Origin of the sequence: Neochlamydia sp. AcF84, from assembly GCF_011087585.1 — a bacterium.
In the GTDB taxonomy this organism is placed as follows: Bacteria; Chlamydiota; Chlamydiia; order Chlamydiales; family Parachlamydiaceae; genus Neochlamydia.
This window is the reverse complement of the sequence record NZ_VJOT01000068.1, coordinates 25,321-46,217: the sequence shown is the minus strand read 5'-3', so window position 1 is coordinate 46,217 and position 20,897 is coordinate 25,321. Positions and strand designations below refer to the sequence as shown.

Here is a 20,897-nt window from a genome sequence, read left to right as displayed (position 1 = left end):
GCAGCTGGATGTCAAAAACAGATAGCTAAACAGATTCGCCATCAAGGAGGCCATTACTTACTCGCACTGAAAGGTAATCAAGGGAATCTACATGCAGAAGCCAAAAACTTTTTTGTTCAAGCTATAAAGGTAAAACCTGAAGAAGCTAGCTGTGATTATTATTTGATTGAAGAAAAGAGTAGAGATCGTTTTGAAAAGCGAGAAGTTTGGTGTACCCATGGATTAGATTGGCTGCCTCAAAGAAAAGAATGGGTGGACCTAAATGCTCTGGTCTGCATGAGAAGCACTAGGCGCATTAAAGATAAAACATCGGTAGAGGCTAGATACTATATTGCTAGTGAAAAAGCTAATGCTGAAAAGCATGGGCTAGGCATACGTTCGCACTGGCCTATAGAGAATAAGGTTCATTGGCAATTAGATGTTTCTTATGGGGAAGATAAAAGCAAAGTCCGTAAAGACCATGGTGCCCAAAATCTATCAGTTTTGAAAAGATGTACAATGAATCTACTAAAAGCTGATACAAAAACAAAGGCAGGAATTAAGGGCAAGAGAGCAAAAGCCGGGTGGAATCGAGACTACATGATGGAAATGCTAAATGGTAAATAAAATCTTCATGCAATTTCCCTGATTTTTAACAAAGGCTCTTCTACTACAAGGGGTAAATTTTTGTGGAATCTCGTTAGTAATCATTAATGACCACGAATGCTTAGTTTAGTGGTACATTAAAATTTAAGTAACATAAGCATTTAAAGGAAGAGATCAATTGTTTGGCCCTCGTTTATAGTTTGTATAGGCTTTCCTGGTGAAGCTTTGACTCAAAGCTTTATCACCACTGCCTTTCTAGTCTTTTGAGTAATATGCTTTAGTAAAAATCTTGCTAGCTTACTCCGTCCGCTCTCATTGTCATTATGAAAGTCCATGTGACTTATTTAATGTCCTATAAGCAGCTTGAGCATCGTCTAGCATAAGCAGTAAACGTGCGGCAAAAACATCTGTGACTTTAGATATTCTTCGTTCTAAACCTTTAGTTATTTGTTGATAATGTTCTTCAATTAATTTTAAATCATTAGCACTTTCAAGGGGAATATCTAATATTTTGCATGCATTTTGGCGATCAGTAGGATCTAATCGATGAGGACGATGAGATAAAGCTGAAGGACAAGAGTATTGTTTATTTCTTATGTTTATTTTGCAGACGTCCCACCGATTAATTGAATCTAATCTATTATTCCTATTTCTTACATCATAGGCTCTATAGGCCGTCAAAACAAGGTCAGGAATCAATAATAAAAATCCTAAACTCAATAGCTCTACACATCCGCGACCTATGTGATTATACTTATTTGGCAACTCATCTTTTAGGGTTTTCGCGGCCATTGAAATACGCGACAGACCAATTAGGGTGCCGATTAAAGGAATATACCCTAATGCTTTTATAATGTTGGCAATTTTCCATGCATCTTTAGCTGCATTGTTAATTGATTCATCCTCGACTTTTTGATAATCGGGATCATTAAAGCTAGAGATTTCTTTTAATTCTGCTATCTGTACATTTAGCTGTGACATTTTTCTTTGTTGTAAATCAGATGTTCTCTGCTTAACTTTTTTAATCATTTCTTTATAACAATCTTCGGCATTGCAAGCAAAAGTTTCAAATCCAAAAGCGGGCATGCTTGTAAAGTACATAAATTAACTCCTTTATAAGGGCTAATGGTTTATTCATATAAGTTTCAATTATTATATTTTAAAAGATTAAAATACAGTATTTATTCAACTTAATTATCTTTTCCTTACAGATAAATGAATTAATAAAACTATTCTCAGAAGCTTTTGCTTTTAAAGAGGGAGAAAAAATGAAATTCGATTTTCTTGATATTTATACTGGCTATTTTATCAACCAAAACCAGCAAGCGATAGCTACACGAGTATCCAATCCTTTAGACAGCTAAGATCCTCACCACTTTTCCTAATGACAATCTAAGGGGGGATCGAAAGCACTGGCAATAGGTTAAAAGGCAAGAGGATCATCTATACCAAAACAAGGGAGATGTAGATTATTGATGATACGAGAGAAGAAAAGCCCTGTACGGATAAAAACAGAATCGCCTGCTGGCATTTTTTCATAGCGAAGGAAAGTCAAGTAAAAAAGATTAATCTTTTTCTAAGCATTATTAACAAGGGCGATTATACTTTTCCTAACCGTCTAAAGTGATTAAGAAATCATACACTTTTGCGAGGTGAAAACGCAGATCTTCAAAAACAAGGACGATTCTATAGGGATTCTCCCTATTGCACGGACTAATGACTTAAAATCATGAGCCTGAACGAATCTATGAAAACTCTCACAAACGGCGGAAGACAGAAGAAGATTACCAAGGGATAAAGCAAAATACTAACCTTAAAAAGTCTCCCCTTAAAATTTTTTGCTCTCAAAGAAACCATATTTTAGCCTCTCTTCTCGCTAGTTGCGAATTTGAATTTTTAACTCCCTCTCAATCACTTTGTTTCAAGATACAGTTAATCCTTAAAGCCAACCAGATGGCTTATCAAGAACCGTAAACTTTACAAAGAAACTTTATATCTGCGTACGATGAGTTAAGATAATACCCAATAGAACAAGCTTAAGGAGTAGACTGAATTGAACCTAAGAGTTTGCCCCAATTGGTTTCAATGCAACTGCTTCGAAATGGTATCATGTAGATGGATAACCTTGGAGGGAAAGTCTCCAACCAAACTTCCTTAAGAAAACCTTAGAATTGTTAGCTTTATTTAATGTATCCAAAATTTAAATCAAAAAATTTTATAAGGGGTTTTTGTGCTTTCTCTTGTAAAAAGCAAGAAAGTAGCCTTAACACTTACAAGGAAAAAGTTTTTTTGGAATTTAAGCGATTAGACAACTACCTGCCCATAAGGTTATCGCTTGTGATCCAGAGCTTTTTAACTTAAGCCATCGTAGAATTTCCCTCTTCCTTTTCTAATCCATTGATTTTCAAAAAATCTTCCTTCCAATGATAGTGGTTTAACACTTGAGTAGTATCACGCCCTAGAAGCATATAAGCAACATAAATAGCCTCTATAGAGGCTAATCCACGTGCTGGATCTATGCAATCTTCTTGACGCCGAGGATAGGCGGTGCGAAAATGAGGAGGCAGACTCCTTTTTGGTAGATCGGCATGCCTTTCCACAAATTTTAGCATTTTTTCTGCATAGCGCCAGGTGCTATCTAAAATAAATAGGCCCTGCCCTGCATCTTCTAAAGATAAAACCGGAGCCTCCAACGCCAACATGGTATACCCTACGAGAGAAGGTAAAATGCTTTTAGGATAGGTATAAAAATGGAAATCTTCAACTCCTTCTAGACCCCTTAAGCTGCATTTTTTAAGGTTTTCTTTATGATGCCGTAAAACTACGGTAGGAGGAAAGGATTGCATGATATAAATTAATTAGTTAATATGCATTAAAAAAAAGTATAGTAACATGAGTTTAAATTCATTTTCAAGAGGGAAAAATATATATGAGGCCAGTGTTAACCTATATGTGCAGTATGATGGTGGGAGTTACCTTTTTTATGACTCCTGCTCAAGGTATCTCCACTGATTCCCTCCAGTGGATGACCAATTATGAGGAAGCAGAAAACCTTTCCCGAGCAACATTTAAGCCCATTATTTTATTTTTTACTGGCTCAGACTGGTGTACTTGGTGTTCCAAGCTTGAGCAAGAAAGCTTAGATACGCCCGAATTTGCGCAAGCAGTAGGTGATAAATTTATTTTTATGAGACTAGATTTTCCAGTAAATTCTACCCTTCCCACTCCCTTAGCTGTCCAAAACAAACAACTCCAAAAAAAATATAATATACGTAGTTTTCCTACTTTAATCATTTTAGATGGCCAGCAACAAAAGCAGATCGGCATCACTGGCTATCGCGCAGGAGGCGGAAAGATGTATGCCGCCCACCTTTCAAAAATTGTCGCGGACTATTCTGACTATCAAAAAAAGGTAGAGGCTATAAACAAACACAAGTATTCTAGCGCTGAACTTAAAAAACTTTATGAAGTAGCCCAAAATTTTGGATATGAGAGCGATATTAACCAAATTATTAAAGTAGGGGTTAATTCGGAAGATAGCCATTTTTTCATGATTGAACGCTATCGCAAAATGACTCAAGAGGGCCTGTCTGGGCTCGCTGAAGCTAAGGCATTAAAGAAAGAGCTACAGTTAATGGATCCTAACAATGAGAAGATGACTCATTATCATCTAGCACTTATTGATTTTGAAGGCTATACCGAGGCGGGTGATAAGCGCTCAGCTGATCTAGCCGTAGCTTCTCTTGTCAATTATATCCAGAAGTTTGGCCCTAAGGATAAAGAACATCTTTGGCGTCTTCAGATGATTATTTCGCAAATTTATTTTGATAGAAATAATCTTACAGAGGCCCTAAATTTTGCTGAAAGTTCTTTTACGTCTGCCCCTCCTACGGCGAAAATCGAGATCTCAACTGCTATTAAGAATATTAAATCTCAAATGGCTACTGAAACGGCAATAGTTAAGCATTAATGAGCAATAAAAGTTTAGATTAAGTTAAAATCGAAGAAGCGATTTAGAATATTAAATATCTTTAAATCATTTTTTATATCCCTACCCTCTAATAAACCAGCTCTTTAAATAAAGAGGTAACTTTTAAACAATGGATTAGAGGGACTTAGTTTTTTAAAACTTATTGACACTCATCTCCCAGTAAAATTGTAGGCTAGTCAGTTATCTGCAGCCTTTTTTTAAGAATATTTGTTTACACCCCGGACAGGATAAACCTAAGGACTTGCTATTTTACCCACCCCACTCCGTGACTCTTAAGAGCTCTTTGGGAATCTCATAAAGAAAACGCGAAGGCTTACAAGAGACTTTTTTGCCCATTTTATGTCGAGAGCAAGCCATACTAATCACTAAATTTTGCATCGCACGTGTCATCGCTACATACATTAAACGCCGCTCTTCCTCTACTCCTGTTTCTTTTAAGCTTTTCTCATGAGGAATAATATGATCCTCTATTCCTACTAAGAAACATACAGGAAATTCCAATCCTTTAGCACTATGGAAAGTCATTAAATTGACTTTATCTTCTCCTGTTTGCTGCTGACGAGCCATACGTTCCCAATCATTTTCTAAGCAAACTGTGCTTAAAAAATCATATAACCGTGGTTGCTTATGAAGTTTTTCTTTTACCTTACATGCATAATCTCTTAACGTCTCCACAAACTCCAGGCAATTTTCCCACTTAAATTCCCGCATCTGCGAACTTTTAACCTCTTCCTCAATAGCTTTACGGTAATCAATTTTTTCAATTAGCCATTGAAGAGTTTCTGCTAAAGGCATTTTTTCAAAGCGCTCTTGAGCTTCTTCAATAAGAGCTACAAACTCTCGGATAGCTTTCAAAGTTTTTGCAGGTAAGGAACTCTTAATCTCTTCCTCTTTAAGCTGGTCATCACCTACCATTTTTAAAACTTCCCAAAGAGAAATATTCTGCTGGCGATTATAGGCCGTAAGAGCATCTAAAGAAATTCCACCTATCCCCCGTCGTGGTTGATTAATAATACGTAGTAAAGCTTCCTGATCTCTATGATTGACTATTACACGTAAATAAGCGCATAAATCTTTGACTTCACGCCTTTCATAAAATTCTATGCCCCCGTAAATTTGATAAGGTATCCCCTTCATCCATTGCCCATTCTCTGTCCACGTATATTTTAATAAAGCCGTTTCAAAAGCACGAGAAAGAGCATTGGAACGGTATAAAATGGCAAAATCATTCCAACGTAAGCCTTTTTTTTCCCTCATTTTGACCATTCTATACACCACAGCTTCAGCCTCATCACTCTCTTGAGGCGCATAAAAAATCTCAATGGGCTCACCCTCTCCCTTGGTGCTCCATAAAGCTTTAGGATAACGAGACTGATTTTTGCTGATCACCGCATTAGCGGCTTTAAGAATTGTATTGGTCGAGCGATAATTTTGTTCTAGCTTAATCACCACTGCTTGCTCAAAATCTAAAATGTTGCGTACTTCCGCTCCTCGCCAGCCGTAAATAGACTGATCATCATCACCTACTACACACAAATTATTATACTTTGCGGAAAGCAATTTTGCTAAGCGATACTGAATAGGGTTGGTATCTTGATACTCATCGATCATAATATAACGATACTGTTCTTGATAGCGATTAAGGACGTCGGGATACTTTTCTAAAAGCTGCACCGTAAGCACCAATAAATCATCAAAATCCACAGCATTATAGGCACGCATACTTTCTTGCAAGCGACGATAAAGAGTGCTTGAAAATTGATCATGCCAGGCAGAGCCTGTATTTTGAATCTGCTCTGCGCAAAGCCCTTTATTTTTAGCCTGCGTGATCACTGCTAACGTAGCGGCTAATGAAGGCAGATCTTTTTCTCTTTCTAGCAGATCACGTGCAATAGTAGAAATGAGACGCTGAACATCACTCTCACGATAAATAGTGAACTCTTTGGTATAACCCAAACGTACGATCTCTTCTCTTAGTATCTGGATGCAAAAACTATGAAATGTACATAAGGTAACTAGCTTGGCTATCCTATGGGGGACGAGTGCGGCCATTCGATGATACATCTCGGACGCAGCTTTGTTGGTAAAAGTGAGGCCAAGAATATGGCGAGGATGAACGTCTAGGTTATTGATTAGATGGCACATACGCATTGTAAGAACGCGCGTTTTGCCCGTACCAGCTCCAGCCAAGATTAAGACACGGCCTGCAATGGTATCCACAGCTTGCTTCTGCTGAGTATTAAGTCCCTCGCTCATGATGATTGGTACTTAAGAGCTTCATTAAATCGGTATAAATGTCTAAAGACGTGGCCTGTTTAGCATTAACGCGCGGCTTTACATTAAGGTCTTGCCCTAATGGAAGGCTTGACTGGCAATAGCGGAAAGCCTCTCGCGTAATCCTTTTAAACCGATTACGATCATGAGCTTTACCATAGCGTTTGGTGACTGTAATCCCTAATCGGGTCATTTGTAGAGGATTAGGTACGATTTCTACGATAACCCATCGCCCGATTAAACGTTTACTGCTGTGAGTAAACTTCTGAAATTGATAGCGCTTGCGTAATCTAAAAAGCTTGGAAAAGCTGTATTTCACGCCCTTGTTAAAGCCTTACGACCTCGGCGACGGCGGGAATTGATGATTTTACGTCCATCCGCAGTTTTCATTCTCTTCCGAAAGCCATGCTCAGATTTACGACGACGTTTACTAGGTTGGTATGTGCGCTTCACATTAACTTCCTTGATTAAAATTTTCGACAATTAAATAAACATGAACAGCAGGATACAAAACAGGTAAAATAAATGCAAGAAAAGAAGTAGAGAAAACTGATGATAAAGCAACTAAAAAATGGAAGAGAAAAACAACTATATTTTTAATTTAAAGCTTCCTTATCTACTGTCTATAAAGAGGTCCTAGCCATAAGCCCCTTAGCGCTCAAAGCCTCTTGAGAGCTCTTCTCTTTACCTTTACAAGAAAAGGATTGAAAGGAAATTAAGGTTTAGGATATAAGAATCGCTTAACTTACAAATTATTGTAACACGCAGGAACAGATATGAAAGTAAAAGCATCCGTTAAAGCCGATCCATCGAAGGGTGATATCCTCGTACGTCGCCAAGGACGTCTTTATGTGATTAACAAGAAAGACCCGAATCGTAAACAGCGGCAGAAAGGCCCTGCTCGTAAAAAATAGGAAGATTATAATCATATGGCAAAAAGGTCCTCAATAGAAAAAGCAAAACGTCGTGAAAAAGTTGTTAAGCTGAAATGGGAAAAAAGACAAGCTCTTAAAAAAACAGCCGCTGACATCAATATTTCAGAAGAAGAACGTCATGAAGCTCGTGTAGCGCTTAACAAAATGCCACGTGACTCATCCCCTACTCGTCTACGTAATCGCTGCCTTTTAACAGGACGTGCAAGAGGATTTATTAGACAGTTTAAACTCTCCCGCCTTACCTTTAGAGAAATGGCTTTGCATGGATTAATTCCTGGCGTTACTAAGTCTAGCTGGTAAGAGCAAAAAATTATAAGAGGTAAGTTTAGGGTTGAAAGAACAACACGCATGGTTCTACAAAGCCTTAAGCTTACTATTTTTCTTTTTAGTTTGACCTCAATCGTTAGCCAATCTTTAAAGTGCGTAATCCTTTAGCTCCTAATCCTTTTATAAATTTTAGGAAGCTCATTGATACGCTGCCAATCAGCCATCCCTTCTGACCATACATAAGTTAAGGAGGTTATTTTGTTATCTAGCCACAGTGTGTATAACTCTCTAAAATAAATAGGACCTTGCTGGCGGTGTGCCTGGTCCAGATAAAACCATTCTTTATTCTCCTCCGAAACTTCCCCTCTATCTTCCGCTAAAGTTTCATATTTAGGAATCGCATTCTCTTCTATTTTATTTTTTGGCCCTGTTTGATCATTTTCAAAAGGTTTTAAAACAAAAAGTAAAATAAGAGAGAAAATTCCTAAAAGTATACCTAGCATGAACCATATTAATGGATCCCGTCCCCTTTGTTTAGCCACATAAGCAGAAAAGGCAGCCAGAAAAAAAAGTAAAAAAAAACTAACCATCATACGATTCTCTTCACACCCTGCTATCTTTTAAGTATAAATTTCGATTTAATAGGGCAGCATCAACTATTTCAGTTAGCTTTTTATTATATTCTTATTTATGATGCTGTCAACTATTATAGGGAGAATCTAGCATGGGGGAAAAGAAAATGCCTATTGATGTGAAAAAAGTTGATACCAAAGAATTTGAGCTACCTGAAACGCTGTTTATTCGTGACGTTGACAACAAAGTCTTTCAAGGAATTGTCCTTGAATGCCTGAATCGCATTGAAGGCGTCACTTTGGTAGAGAGCACTTTCATCGACAGTATCTTTGGACGTAATACTACCGAAGGAGCGCGTGGCATCATAGCAGAGCAAGATAACAAGAATCACTCGGTAGGTATAAAAATTGAGGTGAACGTTTTTTACGGAATTTCTATCCCTGAAAAAGCGGAAGAAATACAAACGCTTGTTTCTGAGGAAATTACCCATCTTACCGGTTTACATGTCTCCTATATCCACGTGGTCTTTAAAAATGTGGTAACTGCCGATTCTAAGAAATCTCTTTCTCCCGCCACAACCCCTGTAAACTTGGTTAGCACCCAAGAAGACTATAGCGATGAGTTCTAAATTATGAACCAATTTTTTTATCCCTTGCTTACCTTTGCTATCTCTCTATTTTTTATAGTGCTTGGCTTACTAAGTATTTTGGTGCAAGCCTCCCGACATGTTCGTTCAGAATTTGTAGCCTTTATTGAGAGAGATCAGCTTTTTCTTTCACTATTTGGGATAGGATGTTTGGCGATCGGAGTTGCTATCATTTTTTACTTACGGACTAATTTAAAAAAAAGTTATTTAAAAATTAATTCCAAAGATAATCATGCTTATTTTTTAGACGAGAACATCTTCCAAGAATATATGCATGATTATTGGAAACAGCTCTTTCCTAAAGAAGAGGTTCCGAGCTCCATTCTTATTAAAAAAAATAAAGTAGTCATCACTGCCGATCTTCCTTATATTCCTTCTGCTAAACAAAAAGCATTGATGGCACGCATAAATGATGACGTGAAAGAGATGTTAGTTCGTTTGCTGGGCTATCAGCAGGAATATGTCCTTTCTTTAAGCTTTCAAAAAGAGATCCCCTAGTAATTTTCTAATACCTCTTAAAAATCTATGCGAGCTCAATTTCCTCTTTTTAATTCCCATCTAGAACTTGCCCACCTCTATTGGGAAAAATTAGTTCAAAAAGGCGACCTTGTTATTGATGCTACATGCGGGAATGGCCAAGATACGTTAATATTGGCACAATTGTGCGCGGACCCTAAAGGAGGATTAATCTATGCCTTAGACATTTTGCCAAGAGCAATAGAGCTTACTAGGAAGTATTTGCATGAAAAATTATCCTCCATTCATTTCCAACAAGTGCGCTTTATTTTAGGATGTCATTCTACCTTTCCTGAGGAGATTCTCTCTGAAAGTGTTAAATTGATTACTTATAATCTAGGATATTTACCAGGAGGTGGTGATAAAACGCTAACCACTACCGCAAAAACTACTATAGAAAGTATAAAAAAAGCTATGCTGCTGCTTCAACCGGGTGGAGCTATAAGCATTACACTTTATCCAGGCCATCCTGAAGGGCAATGTGAGGAGCAGAGTGTGCTATCTCTCGTGGAAAAACTAAGCCCCTTAGAGTGGAGCTGCAGTCATCATCAATGGATCAATCGACATAAAAAAAGCCCCCATTTACTCTTTATCCAAAAGCGTCTAGCTATATAGCTTCTCCTTTAACTTAAAACATCGATAAGCCAAAACCTGCTTACTTTTAAAACAGCTATTAACCTAGACGCCATGAGCCATCTATCTGATAAAAAAGCTTTTCCTGGGATTTTAAGATTTTTTAGGTAGGAAATGGTCAGCTGGGCCAAGAACAAGAAGAAAGGCGTTAAGGCTAATAGGCAAGCGTTGAGTAATAGAAAAAAACCATCTAAGATAGTTTAAAGCATACTTTTAACCCTCGAGGAAAATTTATGCCTAGGCTCTTATTTCAACAAGAAAAAGTATTTCTATCTGCATCTTACTTTGTAAATAGCCTAAAATTTTATATTGCGAATTTTTTCTCCGCCTGGTTAAATAAGAGGTCAGTCATTCAGAATGAGCGGAAAGTAGGCAAATATATAGCAACACTTTCCAGGGTTAAAAAAACTTTCTTATTTTCTAGACAAGATGAAAATGTTTAACTTTATCTCTCGTATTATACGACGATTTCGTTATCCCGTCTCCTTACCAGAAGATATTGCCCATGCTTTAGGGGTAGAGTTTTCGTATGGCTTGACTTTCGAGGAGTTTGTGACTCAACTGCAATGCCCTCAGTTAAGATCCACTCGCTTAAAAAAATATATGCCCCGCCAACAAGCTGAGGAGGCATTCAAATCCGCTCTTCGTATCGATCGTTTCTCTCAAAAAAGCTTATTTTCCTATTACTTTAATGAAGGCTGGATGGAGTTTATTTTACAATTTGATGAGCAGGGATGCTTACGCCGAGTTTACCTTCAACACAAGTATATTCCAGAAGAAATGGGGTTAGAAATTCTTCTCAGCACACAAAACTAAATTTTTCATTTTACTCATAAAATTACTTCTTCCTAGAGGGAGGAGCCCAGCCAAAGAAGCTACTGCGCTCCTTAAAAGATATCTAAGGTGATCGCTTAGAAAAGGGTGTGCAACAATTTTTCTGTAGAAGGTGAGCTCTTTTTCTTTTAACTTATTTTTAAGGTGTTTTTGCCCCTTTTTAGATTGTTTGCATCAATTTTAATGAGCCCCCCTTCATTGGAGTGAGGGGGCACGATTAAAATTTTATTCAGTACCTTAAAAGGTTGATTGGCAAAGCTTCCTCTTAAGGCTGGCTATCTATGTGTATATTTTGCATTCTATCAACCATGCCAAACAGCTCTTTATCGCTTTCTACCGAGCTTGTAAATGTGATTATCCCTATGGATAGGGTAATTTCAATTTAATCCTCATTTTGTTTTACGTCTATCCTTCCTAATTCCCTTCTTTTTTTTAATGAAAAAATTCATGTCTTTAGGCGAGGGTAAATTTTGTTAAGACTTGCTAGCTAGCAAGCTTGCTGTCTTGATTTTGTGGAGTAGAAGATTCAACTTGCAGCTGATCGTTAATATCAGTAACCCCTTGGATCGCACGTACTCTCCTCTCGACCTGTTGTCTATCATCTTCTGTTTCTACCGTACCAGACAAAATGGCAATACCTTTATAAAAGCGTATATTCACCAAAGGGTAATTTTTCTTTAAACGGTTATTTTTTAATGTTTCTTCGATCTTGTAATAGATTACGCTATTAGAGGCCTTATTTTGATAGCTATTGATCTGCTTACTTTTTATCTCTCTTTGGTTAGGATTTCCCTCTCGAGTAAAGCCCTGCTGTACACTGCTTTCCCAATCATTCTTCTTTTTATTCTCTCTCCTTGAGCTATTTTGCAAACTAAAATATTGGCTCCCCGGCGAAGTTTGAAGAGGGTAACCCGATGGAGCAGAAGCAGGATCCTCAAAATAAGAATTAGGAACAGGGCAATATTCCCCTCTGCATTGCCCGTAAGCCGAGCTCATTCCTGCAAGGATGACCACAGCACATGTATGAGAAAAAATAGAGAGAGAAATCTTCATAGCATCTCCTTAAAAATAGATAAATTATTGTTTTTGCTGATCCCTCTAGCCAATGTAGTGAGAGAGCTGCGAAGCCGGGCATTAAAAAATGAGGCAGAAAGGCGCCTATGTTAAAAATCTCTTTTTTTCTTGCTTTGCCTAGCTATTTAGGCTGCTAGTTCACCCTTTAATTCGTCCTTATTTTAAAGCAAGGTGGTGGGTAAAATGCACCTACGAATGTGAATCGAATAAACTTAAGCCACAGCGCCCATCTAGGGATAAAAGAGGCGTTATTTTGCAATATACCTAATCTAAAAAAATTGTAAATTATATTTTTTAATAATTCTTCACAAAAGCTTAGACTGATACTCTATTCGTCTCTTATTCAAATACTTATAGGATAGGGATAGGACAATCTAAAGGAAAATTGAAAAAGAGGAAGGAAAAAAGCTAAAGTTAACTTTTATAAGCTTTTTAATAGCATCCATCTTTTGAAATAGTTAAGGAGAGATTGACTTATTTTTTCTTTGAACGGGAAATTCCATTTTTTTAGAAATAATCAAAAGAAAATAAGCTATTGATTAATAATAGCTTATATTTATTGTCGGCGCTTTTTACTTGTGACTACATGCGCATGATTCTTTGGCAAAACTTTTGGTAACTCTATCTTTAAAGCCTCAAACATTTGTCTATTTTGGTGACGTGGTTCTGGAATTTGCTGAAAACCAGCCTAATTAATTTCTTGGCGCCTACAATTTTTAATAAAAAAACCTGAGCTTTTAATAATAAACTAATTATTTAAACTTATAAAAAAATGGAACTTCCGCTAAAAGTTTTTTTATTTCATTTTAGCTCACCCCAATTAAAAAATCACTTACGGCTATTTTACAATAGAAAACGCTGCCTTATTCTTTCTGCAATATCTTTCAAAGGATTTTCCGCTAATTCAAGCTGGATAAGCTGAGACAGCTGCCCGATTTCTGCAGGCAGCCTGGTGAGCTGGTTTTCTTTTAAGTCAAGCTCTTGCAGCTTAGACAGCTGCCCGATTTCTGCAGGAAGACGGGTGAGCTGGTTTTCTCTCAAGTCAAGCTCTTGCAGCTTAGATAACTGGCATATTTCTGGGGGTAAATAAGTCAAGCCCGCTTTAGATAAACCTAGCACAGTTGAGTCTTTCCAATTTTCTTCAATCCAATCTCTAAGTAGCTCTCCTTTTTTCTCTAGAGGCAAGTGCTTAATTTCTTCTCGGCTCAAGTATTCTTCCCCACCAGGAAGTTTTTTCCAAACTAAAAGGCGATTAATATTCAGCAGATAAGAGGAGTAGTTAGCTAAAGTAAAATATTTTTTTTCTTCAATCTTCCATTTAAATTCTAGAGGAGAAAGAGAACTAGCTAAAGTAAAGATTTGCCTAAAAATTGCATTTACTTTTGCTGTTTCCGAGAGGCTACTTTCTAGCTTATATATCCTATCTAAAATAAAAGCCTGCTTGTTAATATCTCCTTGGGAAACATGTACTTTACCTATTTGTTTATAAAGAGAAGACATTACTTCAGAAGCCAGCAGATGATGCCATCTTTTACAGGCGCTAAATAAGGAAGGAACTGCGCAAGCCTCTATGATAGGGAGTAGCAATTCATTGGGCAAGCTTTCAATAGAGGCTGAAGAGATAGAATGCATTTTATTTCCTTGAGTAGGGATAACTTTTCAGCATTATTATTTCTAAAGGCAATATAAAAAAATTAAAAAAGCAAGTCTAATTAGCTCGCCCCAAATTAAAAAGAACTTACGGCCATTCTACAATTGAAAACGCTGCCTTATTTTTTCTGGAATATCTTTCAAAGGATTTCCCGCTAATTCAAGCTGGATAAGCTGAGACAGCTGCCCGATTTCTGCAGGCAAACAGGTGAGCTGGTTCTGGTTTAAGTAAAGCCACCGCAGCTCAGACAGCTGTCCGATTCCTGTAGGCAAAGCGGTGAGCTGGTTTTGATTTAGTTCAAGTGTTTGCAGCCGAGACAGCTGCCCGATTTCTGCAGGAAGGCTGGTGAGCTGGTTTTGGTTTAAGTTAAGCTGTAGCAGCTGAGATAGCTGCCCGATTTCTACAGGCAGGCTGGTGAGCTGGTTCTGGTTTAAGTAAAGCCACCGCAGCTTAGACAGCTGCCCGATTTCTCCAGGCAGGCTGATGAGCTGGTTTTGATTTAAGTAAAGCACTTGCAGCTCAGACAGCTTCCCGATTTCTACAGGCAGAGCGGTGAGCTGGTTTCGATTTAAGTCAAGTCCTTGCAGCTGAGGCAATTGCCCGATTTCTGCAGGAAGGCTGGCAAGCTGGTTTTGATTTAAGTAAAGCCATCGCAGCTGAGACAGCTGCCCGATTTCTGCAGGAAGGGTGGTAAGCTGGTTTTGATTTAAGTAAAGCCAGCGCAGCTGAGATAGCTGCCCTATCTCTGCAGGCAGAGCGGTGAGCTGGTTTTGATTTAAGTAAAGCCTTTGCAGCTGAGACAGCTGTCCGATTTCTGCAGGCAGGCTGGTGAGCTGGTTTTGGCTTAAATCAAGCTCTTGCAGCTTAGACAGCTGTCCGATTTCTGCAGGCAGGGTGGTGAGCTGGTTTTGGCTTAAATCAAGCGTTTGCAGCTGAGACAATTGACCTATTTCTGCAGGCAGACTGGTGAGGTGGTTTTGATTTAAGTAAAGCACTTGCAGCTCAGACAGCTTCCCGATTTCTACAGGCAGACTGGTGAGCTGGTTTTGATTTAATTCAAGCCTTTGCAGCTCAGATAGCTTTTCGATTTCTACAGGCAGACTGGTGAGCTGGTTTTGATTTAATTCAAGCCTTTGCAGCTGAGACAGTTGCCCGATTTCTCCAGGCAGATTGGTGAGCCGGTTTTGATTTAAGCAAAGCCACAGCAGCTGAGAAAGTTGCCCGATTTCTGCAGGAAGGCGGGTGAGCTGGTTTTGTTTTAAGTTAAGCACTTGAAGCTGAGACAACTGGCATATTTCTGGGGGTAAATAAGTCAAGCCTGCGTTAGATAAATTTAGCGAAGTTAAGTCTTTACAATTTCCTTCAATCCAATCTCTAAGAAGATCTCCTTTTTTTTCTAGAGGCAAGAGCTTAATTTCTTCTCGGCTCAAGTATTCTTCTCCACCAGGAAGTTTTTTCCAAACTAAAAGGCGATTAATATTCAGCAGATAAGAAGAGTAATTAGCTAAAGTAAAATATTTTTTTTCTTCAGTCTTCCATTTAAATTCTACAGGAGAAAAAGAACTAGCTAAAGTAAAGATTTGCCTAAAAATTGCATTTACCTTTGCTGTTTCAGAAAGTCTACTTTCTAGCTTATAAATCCTATCTAAAATAAAAGCCTGCTCCTCAACATTTCCTTGGAAAACATGTATTTTACCTATTTGTTTACAAAGAGAAGGCATCACTTCAGAAGCCAGCAGATGATGCCATCTTTTACAGACGCCAAATAAGGAAGGAACTGCGCAAGCCTCTAAGATAGGGAGTAGCAATTCATTGGGCAAGCTTTCAATAGATGTCGATGAGATAGAATGCATCTTATTTCCTTGGTTAGTGATAACTAATCAGCATCTTATTTATTAAAGGCAATATAAAAAAATTAAAAAAGCAAGTCAAACCAATTTGTATCTTTATCAATGAAAAACAATTCGCAGATAATCTACCACGCTTTTATTTCAGATAGATCCAAGAAAAGGGTGGAGACCTTTCAAGCATTTAATAGCAGCCACAGTTTTTGGAGAGTAAGTGAAGCGGCAATCTTGGTTTGGCTAAAAGAATGAGATTGATTCTTTGCCTTATTTGAGAAAATAGCTCTTTTTTGGTGCAATTTTTTAATTCGTTTATCAAATGATGGAATACAATGCGCCTAGCTTCTTCCTGTCAAGAAAGGTTGTTCTCCCCCTAGCAATCTGCAGAAAAAGAGAGAAACTTCTTGTCATTATAAATGTGTAGGTTAGTTTAAGCTTACTTAAGTTGCGGGAAGGAAAGGAGATTACTTGTTTAAAGATAAGATGACTAAAAGTTTTTATTTCATTTTAGCTCACCCCAATTTAAAGATCACTTACGGCTATTCTAAATAGAAAACGCTGCCATATTCTGTCTGCAATATCTTCCAAAGGATTTTCTGCTAGTTCAAGCTTGGTAAGCCGAGACAGTTGCCCGATTTCTCCAGGCAGATTGGTGAGCCGGTTTTGATTTAAGTAAAGCCACCGCAGCTGAGAAAGTTGCCCGATTTCTACAGGCAGGCTGGTGAGCTGATTTTGATTCAAGTAAAGCTCTTCCAGCCGAGACAACCGTCCTATTTTTGCAGGCAGAGCGGTAAGCTGGTTTTGGTTTAATTCAAGCCATTGCAGCTCAGGCAGCTGTCCGATTTCTGCAGGCAGACTGGTGAGCTGATTTTGATTTAATTCAAGCCCTTGCAGCTGAGACAGTTGTCCGATTTCTGTAGGCAGAGCGACGAGCTGGTTTTGGCTTGAATTAAGCCTTTGCAGCTGAGACAGCTGTCCGATTTCTGCAGGCAGACTGGTGAGCTGGTTTTGATATAAGTCAAGGGTTTGCAGCTGAGACAATTGCCCGATTTCTGCAGGCAGACTGGTCAGCTGGTTTTGATTTAATTCAAGCCTTTGCAGCTGAGACAGCTGTCCGATTTCTGCAGGCAGTGCGGTAAGCTGGTTTTGATTTAATTCAAGCCTTTGCAGCTGAGACAGCTGCCCGATTTCAGCAGGCAGTGCGGTAAGCTGGTTTTCTCTTAAGCCAAGCTCTTGCAGTTCAGACAGCTGCCCGATTTCTGCAGGCAGGGCGGTGAGCTGGTTTTGATATAAGTCAAGGGTTTGCAGCTGAGATAACTGGCATATTTCTGGGGGTAAATAAGTCAAACCTACTTCAGATAAATCTAAATCTGTGAAGTTTTTACAATTTTCTTCAATCCAATCTCTAAGAAGCTCCCCTTGTTTTTCTAAAGGTAAATACTTGATTTTTTCTTGGCTTAAGTATTCCGCTCCCCCAGGAAGGTTTTTCCAAAGTAAAAGCCGATTAATATTTAAGAGATAAGAAGAGTAATTAGCCAGAGTAAAACACCTTTTTTCCTGGGTTTTCCATTTAAATTCTAGCTCCGCAGGAGCAAGGGCTTTAGCTAGAGTAAAGGCCTCCTTGAAGATTGCCTTAGCTTTTTCTCCTTCAGAAAGCCTATCATCCAGCTTATAAATCCTATCTAAAATAAAAGCCTGCTTGTTAATGTCCCCTTGGGAAACATGTACTTTACCTATTTGTTTATAAAGAGAAGGCATTACTTCAGAATCTAGCAGATGTTGCCATCTTTTAAAGACGCTAAATAAGGAAGGAGCTGCGCAAGCCTCTAAGATAGGGAGTAGCAATTCATTGGGCAAGCTCTCAATAGAGGCTGAAGAGATAGGATGCATTTTATTTCCTTGGGCAATGATAACTGCTTAGTATTTTTGTTTTTTAAAGACAATATAAAGAATTAAAAAAGCAAGTCAAACGAATTCGTATCCTTATCAATGAGTAACAACTCACAGGCAATCTACCACGCTTTTATTTCAGATAGATTTAAGGAAAGGGGGGGACTTCCAAGCATTCAGGAGCAGCCACAGGTTTTGGAGAGTAAGTGACGCGGCAATTTTGGTTTGGCTAAAAGAATGAGATTGATTCTTTGCCTTATTTGATAAAATGGCTCTTTTTGGGGCAATTTATTAATTGGTCTATCGAATGATGAAATACAATAGGCCTAGCTTCTTCCTGTCAAGAAAGGTTGTTCTCTTAGCCTAGCAATCTGCAGAAAAAGAGAGAAACTTCTTGCCATTATACCGGAAGTTCCATTTTTTTAGATACCACCAGTAGTAAACAATTTATTGATTGTTAACAGTTTATATTTGTTGCCGGCGCTTTTTCCTAGTGACTACATGCGCATGATTTTTTGGCAAAACTTTTGGTAACTCTATCTTTAAAGCCTCAAGCATTTGTCTATTTTGGGGACGTGGTTCTGAAATTTGCTGAAAGCCAGTCTAAGTAATTTTTTGGCGACTACAATTAAAAAAAACCTAAGCTTTTAATAATAAACAAATTACTCACTTTACCCTTATAAAAAAATGAAACTTCCGTTTAAACTTTTATTCATCCAAGCGAATGATCCTCTTGCCCAATGGCAGATGTGCCTAAAGGTTAAAATTCTCCGTAAGCTTTAAAAATAATTTCTTCAAATGACTTTACATATCCTTTAACATCAGCAAATTGCTCATATTGCTTTTTTGCATGATAAGACCACTCCTTATAAGTGGCTGGATTGGTTAACAAATGGCAAGCAAGCTGAATATATTCTTCTTTCTTTCCTGTATGCACAGCGCGATCGATTCCCATGAAAATCCCCCCATAGCGAGCTTGCTGAGGACCATTAACATCAAACATGGTGACGACAGGACAACCCGAAGCCATTGCATCTAAAATAGCCAAACAACTTCCCACCGGAAACTCATTTAAATATAGATGCATAGAGCGTGCATATTGACTGGGATTAGCCAAAGGCCCTAAATAATAGAAACGATTATCTACTCCATACTCCTTGAATATTTTTTTTATCCTTCCTAAATTGCTAATAGCTCCTATAGGGGCATAGACAGCCTGAGGGACTTTTTGAAGAATTTCAGCTATGGCATAACATAGCTCAGCTGTCAATCTTGTATCTAATTTAGTAGATATAGTAGTCATGACCAGGCAGTCTTCAGGTAATCCTAAAGATTTTTTTTCATAGGGCTGAGGGAGCCAGTTTTTTCGGACATCCAAAGCAAAAGGCAAAGCTACAACTTGCGTATGAATTTTCTTGTATAAGTCTTGGTAAATTTCTACAGCTGTATCTGTGCTAACAATAGCTAGGTCAAAGCCGGGATAAGTAGGCTGGCTACCATGCTCTAATAAAACCCTTAAAGGCACATCTACCATCTGTGTCGCCAGCGTATTAACCGTATCAGGACCATGGAAAACTGCTACATCTATTTTAGCCTCTTTGAGCAAAGAGCTTAAATGATGAGCTCTATGCAAATAAGTCGCCGGATTCTCATGGATAAGAGTAGAAACCCCTAAGGTTTGGAATTGACAAATTAGTGCTCGCCCTCTTTGCAAAGAAGAGGAAGAGGTATAAAAATTGTGAGGATATTCTAAAAGATTTTCAGCTAATATTTCTGTGCTTATTACTAGGAGTTCCATCTTTGAAGAATCATGATGAAGTACTAAATTCTGTAGTAAGCGTGTAGGAGCATGGCCTCCATAGGCAATTTGAGGAACAATATGAGCTACTTTTATTTTATCTTTTGCTAGGCGGGCTCTTACCGCTCTTTTTTTAGCTAGATCAGAGAGCAAAATTTGCATTTTATCCTGAACTTCAGGCCCCAGGGATTGGCTAGAAGAAGGCAAGCCCTTGTGAGTATCATGCCACCTGAGCTGTCCCTCTCGCATATGTAAAGCAGGTAGGCGACTAAAGCCCAAGCGGTCTTGTTGAATAGAGAACAATAGGCGCTTGGCAATTTCATACAGCCCATTACCTAGCGGGGTATCCACGTTAAATTCTGAGTAAGGTTGTAAAAAACAAGCTTGTAAAGCCTGCATCAACGCGGGAGCATACACCCGTAAATGAGAGGTAGGAATAAAAAAAATGGGGTAAAATTCTTTGCCCAAGAAATCTTTAAAATTTTGAGAGCTTATTTGCGCATGAGGGTAAAATTCTAAAATATAAATAAGATGATGAGCTTCCCCCGCCGCTTGTACAAAAGCTGGAAACTGCAGCATTTGAAAAAAAATAGCAAGGGAAGTAAAGGCAAAAACCGCGGGGCGTTCCTTAAATTTTTCCAAAAAACCTGTAAAATCTTCCTTTAATGGCTCAAAGAAAATCACAGCAATTCTATCTAAAGGCACATCTTCCAAAGAGGGGGGAAATAAAGAATATTGTAAAGGATACCAAGGATGAGCCTCCCCATATTGGCAATTAAGACTTGAAAGATAAGAAGACTTACGTTGGAGAAGGTTTTGCCATCCAGCGGCCATACGTAAATGAAATTCAAATAGAGTTTTAAAATTGTTGGGGACTAACCCTAAAATCTCTTTGATAGCTTCAGGGGATAAAGGTATCTTTCCTTGTTCAGCTTGAAAAATTTTTTCAAGGAAAGGAGGAGCATTTTTACCCAGGCTAGAATGTTCTTTTTCCTGGCAAGCAAACGAGAGAAGAAACAATAAGAAACTTTCTTCCACTTTTAAATCATTAATTTCTTTCTCATATAGGTGAGGATGGCTTTTCCGCAAATTATCTATAAGCAGTAATTGATATCTAGCTTCTAGGCTTTTACCAAAAACTGCTGCATCTACAAAATTGATTACCTGCTTTACCCATTCGTTGGCAGGTTGAAGGGTATCATAGCTAGGCTCTGGAGAGTAGATAATCTGGCTGACAGCAGCTACTAGGTCTCCCCGGCTATAAAATTCAAAAAATTTTTTTAGATATTCCTGCATTTTATACACACCATCGCTTGTTAGAAAAAATTTTTATATAACATGTAAAGGGCTTTATTAAAAAACTTAAATAGTAAATTAGCTTTTTGA

19 protein-coding genes are annotated in these 20,897 nt (G+C 38.2%); 8 read left to right on the top strand and 11 right to left on the bottom strand.

Going from position 1 to position 20,897, the window contains the following annotated elements; all coding sequences use genetic code 11:
• Nucleotides 1-606 (top strand): ISAs1 family transposase (locus NEOC84_RS07805; RefSeq protein WP_166157673.1); only part of this gene is annotated, 606 nt, incomplete at its 5' end.
• A gap of 300 nt (nt 607-906) precedes the next feature.
• On the opposite strand, the gene NEOC84_RS07800 is transcribed toward NEOC84_RS07805, so the two are convergent.
• Nucleotides 907-1,686 carry a hypothetical protein gene (locus NEOC84_RS07800; RefSeq protein ID WP_166157670.1) on the bottom strand — a complete coding sequence of 260 codons (780 nt, stop codon included), beginning with the start codon at nt 1,684-1,686 and terminating at the stop codon, nt 907-909.
• 1,256 nt (nt 1,687-2,942) lie between these two features.
• The gene (locus NEOC84_RS07795) at nt 2,943-3,431 is read right to left on the bottom strand and encodes a DTW domain-containing protein (protein WP_166157667.1); all 489 of its coding nucleotides are present in this window, start codon (nt 3,429-3,431) and stop codon (nt 2,943-2,945) included.
• 83 nt (nt 3,432-3,514) lie between these two features.
• Between NEOC84_RS07795 and NEOC84_RS07790 the strand changes: the two genes are divergently transcribed.
• Nucleotides 3,515-4,555: a thioredoxin family protein gene (locus tag NEOC84_RS07790; protein ID WP_207391833.1), complete on the top strand. Its 1,041-nt coding sequence runs from the start codon at nt 3,515-3,517 to the stop codon at nt 4,553-4,555.
• 270 nt (nt 4,556-4,825) lie between these two features.
• On the opposite strand, the gene NEOC84_RS07785 is transcribed toward NEOC84_RS07790, so the two are convergent.
• From NEOC84_RS07785 to rpmH, 3 genes are read right to left on the bottom strand one after another with little or no spacing between them, the layout of a single operon-like run.
• Entirely contained in the window at nt 4,826-6,832 is a 2,007-nt protein-coding gene (locus tag NEOC84_RS07785; protein WP_166157661.1) for a UvrD-helicase domain-containing protein, read from the bottom strand.
• On the bottom strand, nt 6,816-7,169 hold the full coding sequence (rnpA, locus tag NEOC84_RS09790; RefSeq protein WP_166157658.1) for a ribonuclease P protein component: 354 nt from the start codon (nt 7,167-7,169) through the stop codon (nt 6,816-6,818). The genes NEOC84_RS07785 and rnpA overlap by 17 nt, the downstream gene beginning before the upstream one ends.
• A complete protein-coding gene (gene rpmH / locus NEOC84_RS07775; RefSeq protein WP_042242994.1) occupies nt 7,166-7,303 on the bottom strand; it encodes a 50S ribosomal protein L34 in 138 nt (45 codons plus the stop codon). Before rpmH ends, rnpA begins: the two co-directional genes overlap by 4 nt.
• A gap of 323 nt (nt 7,304-7,626) precedes the next feature.
• Between rpmH and rpmJ the strand changes: the two genes are divergently transcribed.
• Both rpmJ and rpsN read left to right on the top strand, forming a co-directional pair.
• Nucleotides 7,627-7,764, top strand: a complete 138-nt coding sequence (rpmJ, locus tag NEOC84_RS07770) for a 50S ribosomal protein L36 (RefSeq protein WP_039385792.1) — start codon at nt 7,627-7,629, stop codon at nt 7,762-7,764.
• A gap of 15 nt (nt 7,765-7,779) precedes the next feature.
• Nucleotides 7,780-8,085: a 30S ribosomal protein S14 gene (rpsN, locus tag NEOC84_RS07765; RefSeq protein ID WP_039385795.1), complete on the top strand. Its 306-nt coding sequence runs from the start codon at nt 7,780-7,782 to the stop codon at nt 8,083-8,085.
• A gap of 131 nt (nt 8,086-8,216) precedes the next feature.
• On the opposite strand, the gene NEOC84_RS07760 is transcribed toward rpsN, so the two are convergent.
• Nucleotides 8,217-8,645, bottom strand: coding sequence for a DUF4339 domain-containing protein (locus NEOC84_RS07760; RefSeq protein WP_166157655.1), 429 nt, complete (start codon nt 8,643-8,645; stop codon nt 8,217-8,219).
• A gap of 131 nt (nt 8,646-8,776) precedes the next feature.
• Here NEOC84_RS07760 and NEOC84_RS07755 point away from each other — a divergent pair, with 131 nt between their 5' ends.
• The 4 genes from NEOC84_RS07755 to NEOC84_RS07740 all read left to right on the top strand — a co-directional run bounded on the left by NEOC84_RS07755 (nt 8,777) and on the right by NEOC84_RS07740 (nt 11,236).
• Entirely contained in the window at nt 8,777-9,253 is a 477-nt protein-coding gene (locus tag NEOC84_RS07755) for an Asp23/Gls24 family envelope stress response protein (protein WP_166157651.1), read from the top strand.
• 3 nt (nt 9,254-9,256) lie between these two features.
• Nucleotides 9,257-9,769 carry a hypothetical protein gene (locus NEOC84_RS07750; RefSeq protein ID WP_166157648.1) on the top strand — a complete coding sequence of 171 codons (513 nt, stop codon included), beginning with the start codon at nt 9,257-9,259 and terminating at the stop codon, nt 9,767-9,769.
• A 27-nt stretch (nt 9,770-9,796) separates the two neighbouring features.
• Nucleotides 9,797-10,402, top strand: a complete 606-nt coding sequence (locus NEOC84_RS07745) for a class I SAM-dependent methyltransferase (RefSeq protein WP_166157645.1) — start codon at nt 9,797-9,799, stop codon at nt 10,400-10,402.
• 453 nt (nt 10,403-10,855) lie between these two features.
• Nucleotides 10,856-11,236 carry a hypothetical protein gene (locus tag NEOC84_RS07740; RefSeq protein WP_242678233.1) on the top strand — a complete coding sequence of 127 codons (381 nt, stop codon included), beginning with the start codon at nt 10,856-10,858 and terminating at the stop codon, nt 11,234-11,236.
• Between the two features lie 501 nt (nt 11,237-11,737).
• Here NEOC84_RS07740 and NEOC84_RS07735 read toward each other — a convergent pair.
• The 5 genes from NEOC84_RS07735 to NEOC84_RS07715 all read right to left on the bottom strand — a co-directional run bounded on the left by NEOC84_RS07735 (nt 11,738) and on the right by NEOC84_RS07715 (nt 20,807).
• Nucleotides 11,738-12,307, bottom strand: a complete 570-nt coding sequence (locus NEOC84_RS07735) for a BON domain-containing protein (RefSeq protein ID WP_166157639.1) — start codon at nt 12,305-12,307, stop codon at nt 11,738-11,740.
• A gap of 864 nt (nt 12,308-13,171) precedes the next feature.
• On the bottom strand, nt 13,172-13,960 hold the full coding sequence (locus NEOC84_RS07730) for a leucine-rich repeat domain-containing protein (RefSeq protein ID WP_166157635.1): 789 nt from the start codon (nt 13,958-13,960) through the stop codon (nt 13,172-13,174).
• 117 nt (nt 13,961-14,077) lie between these two features.
• Nucleotides 14,078-15,832: a leucine-rich repeat domain-containing protein gene (locus NEOC84_RS07725; protein WP_166157632.1), complete on the bottom strand. Its 1,755-nt coding sequence runs from the start codon at nt 15,830-15,832 to the stop codon at nt 14,078-14,080.
• A 513-nt stretch (nt 15,833-16,345) separates the two neighbouring features.
• Entirely contained in the window at nt 16,346-17,713 is a 1,368-nt protein-coding gene (locus tag NEOC84_RS07720; protein ID WP_166157629.1) for a leucine-rich repeat domain-containing protein, read from the bottom strand.
• A gap of 760 nt (nt 17,714-18,473) precedes the next feature.
• Nucleotides 18,474-20,807 carry a hypothetical protein gene (locus tag NEOC84_RS07715; RefSeq protein ID WP_166157626.1) on the bottom strand — a complete coding sequence of 778 codons (2,334 nt, stop codon included), beginning with the start codon at nt 20,805-20,807 and terminating at the stop codon, nt 18,474-18,476.
• Between the last annotated feature and the right edge of the window lie 90 nt (nt 20,808-20,897).

Excerpts from the sequence above, each read along its gene's own strand:
- NEOC84_RS07800 (WP_166157670.1), bottom strand. The coding sequence starts at position 1,686 with ATGTACTTTACAAGCATGCCCGCTTTTGGATTTGAAACTTTTGCTTGC.
- NEOC84_RS07795 (WP_166157667.1), bottom strand. The coding sequence starts at position 3,431 with ATGCAATCCTTTCCTCCTACCGTAGTTTTACGGCATCATAAAGAAAAC.
- NEOC84_RS07790 (WP_207391833.1), top strand. The coding sequence starts at position 3,515 with ATGAGGCCAGTGTTAACCTATATGTGCAGTATGATGGTGGGAGTTACC.
- NEOC84_RS07785 (WP_166157661.1), bottom strand. The coding sequence starts at position 6,832 with ATGAGCGAGGGACTTAATACTCAGCAGAAGCAAGCTGTGGATACCATT.
- rpmJ (WP_039385792.1), top strand. The coding sequence starts at position 7,627 with ATGAAAGTAAAAGCATCCGTTAAAGCCGATCCATCGAAGGGTGATATC.
- rpsN (WP_039385795.1), top strand. The coding sequence starts at position 7,780 with ATGGCAAAAAGGTCCTCAATAGAAAAAGCAAAACGTCGTGAAAAAGTT.
- NEOC84_RS07760 (WP_166157655.1), bottom strand. The coding sequence starts at position 8,645 with ATGATGGTTAGTTTTTTTTTACTTTTTTTTCTGGCTGCCTTTTCTGCT.
- NEOC84_RS07755 (WP_166157651.1), top strand. The coding sequence starts at position 8,777 with ATGGGGGAAAAGAAAATGCCTATTGATGTGAAAAAAGTTGATACCAAA.
- NEOC84_RS07750 (WP_166157648.1), top strand. The coding sequence starts at position 9,257 with ATGAACCAATTTTTTTATCCCTTGCTTACCTTTGCTATCTCTCTATTT.
- NEOC84_RS07745 (WP_166157645.1), top strand. The coding sequence starts at position 9,797 with ATGCGAGCTCAATTTCCTCTTTTTAATTCCCATCTAGAACTTGCCCAC.
- NEOC84_RS07740 (WP_242678233.1), top strand. The coding sequence starts at position 10,856 with ATGTTTAACTTTATCTCTCGTATTATACGACGATTTCGTTATCCCGTC.
- NEOC84_RS07735 (WP_166157639.1), bottom strand. The coding sequence starts at position 12,307 with ATGAAGATTTCTCTCTCTATTTTTTCTCATACATGTGCTGTGGTCATC.
- NEOC84_RS07730 (WP_166157635.1), bottom strand. The coding sequence starts at position 13,960 with ATGCATTCTATCTCTTCAGCCTCTATTGAAAGCTTGCCCAATGAATTG.
- NEOC84_RS07725 (WP_166157632.1), bottom strand. The coding sequence starts at position 15,832 with ATGCATTCTATCTCATCGACATCTATTGAAAGCTTGCCCAATGAATTG.
- NEOC84_RS07720 (WP_166157629.1), bottom strand. The coding sequence starts at position 17,713 with ATGCATCCTATCTCTTCAGCCTCTATTGAGAGCTTGCCCAATGAATTG.
- NEOC84_RS07715 (WP_166157626.1), bottom strand. The coding sequence starts at position 20,807 with ATGCAGGAATATCTAAAAAAATTTTTTGAATTTTATAGCCGGGGAGAC.